This window comes from Candidatus Chloroploca asiatica (assembly GCF_002532075.1).
In the GTDB taxonomy this organism is placed as follows: Bacteria; Chloroflexota; Chloroflexia; order Chloroflexales; family Chloroflexaceae; genus Chloroploca; species Chloroploca asiatica.
This window is the reverse complement of sequence record NZ_LYXE01000117.1, coordinates 1-5,060: the sequence shown is the minus strand read 5'-3', so window position 1 is coordinate 5,060 and position 5,060 is coordinate 1. Positions and strand designations below refer to the sequence as shown.

The window sequence follows — 5,060 nt, the reverse complement described above, 5'->3', positions numbered from 1 at the left end:
TACACCTTCACCGACCTGCTGCCTGGGCTCTATCGCGTCACCGTCACCCGGCCTGATGGCTACGACCGCTTTAGTGTACAGAATGCCGGCAGTGACGATGCGCTTGATAGCGACGTGACCGCCGGGGCCGGGGCGACCAGCACCACCGCCGACATCACGCTGGTGAGCGGCGTGGACGACTTCACCTGGGACGCCGGGCTCTATCAATTGGGCACCCTCGGCGACCGGGTCTGGGACGACCGCAATGGCAATGGCGTGCAAGACGCGGGCGAACCGGGCGTGCCGAATGTCAGGCTCGACCTCAACGGCGAGACCGGTGCCGGCGCAACCGTCACGCTGACGACCACCACCGACGCGAGCGGCATCTACACCTTTACGAACCTTGTCCCGGGCACCTACACCGTGACCGTCACGGCCCCCGCCGGGTACCGCCTCACCGCCCAGAACCAGGGCGGCAACGACGCGACCGATAGCGACGCTGATCCCACCACCGGCGTGATGGCGAGGACCGACATCACCTCGGGTGAACTTGACAACACCTGGGACGCGGGGCTCTACCGGCCCGCCAGCATCGGCAATTTCGTCTGGCTCGACCGCAATGCCAACGGCGTTCAGGATGCAGGCGAACCCGGTGTTGCGGGTGTGACCCTCACGCTTACGGGTACCGACGGGCTGAATGCACTGGTCACCGCCATTACCACGACCAACGCGAGTGGCTTCTACAGCTTTACCGGCCTCCTCCCGGGCGTCTACACCGTCACGGCGACCCTGCCCGACGGCTATCGCTTCACCGTCACCGGACGCGGCACCAGCGCCACCGACTCGGATGCCAATCCGACAACCGGCGTGATGAGTGGCACGACGCTTGTCTCGGGTGAGTATGATGACAGTTGGGATGTCGGGGTCTACCGGCCACTAAGCCTGGGCGATCTGGTCTTCTTTGACCGCGACAATAGCGGCACCTACGAGCCAGCCACAGACAGCCCACTAGCCGGAGCGCTGGTCGAACTCTTCCTGGCTGACGGCACCACGGTCGTTACCAACGTAAACGGCGTGACGGTTGTCAGTCAGACGACGACCGCGACGGGCCTCTACACCTTCACCAGCCTGCGCCCAGACGCTTACATGGTGCGTGTCACGCCACCAGACGGCTATCGTTCGTCCGACGACATTGCGACCACGGCCAACCCAGACAACAATGTCAATAACGATGACAACGGCATTGGTAGCAGCAGCACCGGCATCGTCAGCAGCGGCGTGATTACGCTCAGTTCGGGCCTCGAGCCGACTGATGGTGGCGATAGCAACCTAACGCTCGACTTCGGCTTCTATCGGCCACTCACCTTGGGCAACCTGGTCTTCCACGATCGCGACAATAGCGGCGCGTATGATGCAGGAATCGATAGCCCGCTGGACGGGGCGCTGGTCGAACTGCTCCGCAACGGCAGCGTCGTCACCGACGTGACCGGGGCAACCGTCAGCAGCCAACTGACAGACGCGACGGGCCTCTACACCTTTACCAACCTGCGCCCTGGTGCTTACACCGTGCGCGTGACGCCACCAGAAGGCTATCGTTCGTCCGACAATACCGTCACTGACCCGAACAACAATGTGGACAACGACGACAACGGTCTGGGCAATAGCACCGCCGGGCCAACGAGCAGCGGCGTGATTACGCTCACCTCGGGGATGGAGCCGACTGATGGTGGCGACACCAACCTGACGCTCGACTTCGGCTTCTATCGGCCGCTCACCTTGGGCAACCTGGTCTTCCACGACCGCGACAATAGCGGCACCTACGTGGACGGCACCGACATCGGCCTAGCCGGGGCGACGGTTGAACTGCTGCGCAACGGCAGCGTCGTCACCAACGTGAACGGCGCAAACGTCAGCAATCAGACGACGACCGCGACAGGCCTCTACACCTTCACCAATCTGCGCCCCGGTGATTACACCGTGCGCGTGACGCCACCAGCGGGCTATCGTTCATCCGACAATACCGTCGCTGACCCGAATAACAATCAAGACAACGATGACAACGGCCTTGGCGACAGCACTGCCGGGGCTACCACCAGTGGCGTCATCACGCTTACCTCGGGCGAGGAGCCAACTGATGCTGGCGATAGCAACCTAACGCTCGACTTCGGCTTCTACCACCCGCTGACCCTGGGCAACCTGATCTTCCACGACCGCGACAATAGCGGTACCTATGTGGCTGGCACCGACATCGGCCTGGCCGGGGCGACGGTTGAACTACTCCGCAACGGCAGCGTCGTCACCGACGTGACCGGGGCCGACGTGCTCAACCAGACGACAACAAGCACCGGGATCTACACCTTTACCAACCTGCGCCCTGGTGACTACACCGTGCGCGTGACGCCACCAGCGGGCTATCGCTCGTCCGACAATACCGTTGCTGACCCGAATAACAATGAGGACAACGACGACAACGGCCTGGGCGACAGCACCGCCGGGGCTACCACCAGCGGCGTCATCACGCTCACCTCGGGCCAGGAACCGATCAACGACGGTGATACCGACGCCAACACCAACCTGACGCTCGACTTCGGCTTCTACCGGCCACTAAGCCTGGGCGATCTGGTCTTCTTTGACCGCGACAATAGTGGTACCTACAACAGCGGCGACAGCCCGCTGCAAGGTGCGACGGTCGCGATCTTCTTCAGTGACGGCACCACGCCGGCAACCAACCTCACCGGCACGCTGATCACGAGCATCACCACGGGCGCTGATGGGCTCTATCGTTTCACCGATCTCAAGCCCAACGGCTATCTGGTGCAGGTCACTGCGCCAGAAGGCTATCGCTCGTCAACCGACATTGCCAGTACGCCAAACCCGAATAACAACACCAACGACGACGACAACGGTCTTGGCACGGAGCGAACAGCACGCAGCAATGCGATCATGCTCACCTCGGGCCAGGAGCCAGTTGACGATGGTGATACCGATCCCAACACCAACCTGACGCTCGACTTCGGCTTCTTCCAGCCCTCCTCGCTCGGCGACCGGGTCTGGCTCGACCTGAACCAGAATGGCATCCAGGACAACGGCGAACGCGGGGTGGCGGGTATCACGGTGACCCTGCGCTATGCCACTGCGCCCGAGACGGTCATTGTGACGACAACCACTGATAGCGATGGCTTCTATCGCTTTGACATGCTCGGGGCCAACGACTATCTCATCGCGTTTGCTTTGCCGACCGGCTATACCTTTAGCCCGACCGGGACAGGCACGCTGGCAAACGATAGCAACGCCAATGTGGCGACCGGGCGCACGGCAACGATCACGCTGAACCCGGGCATCAATGACCTGACCTGGGACGCGGGTATCTTTACGGTGCCTGAACTGACCAAGGCGCTGGCGGGAACCTCGTCGCTAGCCACCAGTGGCAGCAATGTCACGCTTGGCGAAGTCATCACCTATACGCTCACCATCAGCCTGGCCGAGGGCATCTTCCCGTCGCTCGTGGTCACCGATACGCTGCCGAGCGGCCTGAGCTATCTGACCGGCAGCACGAACGTCATAACCACCGGCTTCAACGGCACGCTCCCAGCGTATAGCCTGACCGGGCCAGGGAGCAACGGTGGGACGCTTGTGCTCAACTGGAATGCGCCGGTCACGGTGACAACCGACAACAATCCGGCCAACAATAGCTTCCGCGTGCAATTGCAGGCGCGGGTGCGCGACGTGCCAGGGAACAGCGGGCTTGATCCGCAGACCACCCTCACCAACCGGGCGAGCATCGCCATCGGCAACAGCCCGACCATCACAAGCAACCAGGTTGACGTGACCGTGGTTGAACCGCGGCTAGAGCTTGACAAGCAGTTTAGTCAAGCAACCGCCTATGCAGGCGAAACGGTCACCGTCACATTGACCGTCACCAACACCGGAACTTCACCGGCGCACGACGTTGTCATTGTTGACCCATTGCCCACAGCCAACTTCAGCGCCGTGAGCCCAGGGACAACACCGAGTGGCTTTGCGTATAACACCGTCATCAGCGGCAGCGACACCATCGTGCGCTACACTGGTGGCCCCATTGCGGCTGGCACAACCCGCACCTTCACCTTCCAAGTCACGCTCGCGGGCGATCTGGTCAACGGCACCGTCATCACCAACACCGCCACGATCACCCAATCAACCAGTCTGCCCGATGACGATCCGAACGAGCGCGAAGAACCCGACACGAGTGACGATGATACAATCACCATCGTTGCGCCCGATCTCACGATCACCAAGAACGACGGTGTTAGCACGGTGGCGCCAGGTGACCTGATCACCTACACGCTCAGCTACACCAACCTCGGCACCCTCGCCGCAACCGGCGTCGTCATCACCGAGACCGTCCCGGTCAGCACGAGCTTTGTTGCGCCGAACACTTGGAGTTGTTCAGACGGCGGAAGCGCGGGGGCCACGTGTACAACGAGCCTTGAAACCCTGGCGGCGGGTGCATCTGGCAGCATCACCTTTACCGTACGGCTGGCCTCAAGCGTGCCGGCTGGCTTCACCAGCATCACCAACACCGTCACGATCGCCGACGACGGGCAGAACGGCCCCGAAATCAGGCTGGACAACAATGACGACGACGAGGTCACGCCCGTCATCGCCGCGCCTGATCTGGTCATCACCAAGACCGACGACAACATCACCGTGACCACGGGTGACCTGATTACCTACACGCTGACCTACACCAATGTCGGCAACCAGGATGCCACTGGCGTCGTGATTACCGAGACCGTGCCGACCTATACCACCTTCATCACCACGACCGGTTGGTCGTGCGAGGGCGGCACCTGCACCTACGACGTGGGCGACCTCGCCGTCAACATCACCGGCACCGTCAGCTTCGTCGTACAGGTTGATGCGAGCCTGCCTGCGGGCGTCAACAGCATCTTCAACACCGTTGTCATCGCCGACGACGGCAGCAATGGTGACGACCCGACCCCCGAGAATAACGAGGATGATGAGACCACGCCCATCACGGCGGCCCCGAACCTCGTCATCACCAAGACCGACGGCGGGATCAGCACGGTTCCGGGTGG

General features: G+C 62.1%; 1 protein-coding gene. It reads left to right on the top strand.

What is annotated here, in order from left to right; translation table 11 throughout:
- Positions 1–5,060 (top strand): SdrD B-like domain-containing protein (locus tag A9Q02_RS15340; protein ID WP_141508950.1); only part of this gene is annotated, 5,060 nt, incomplete at both ends.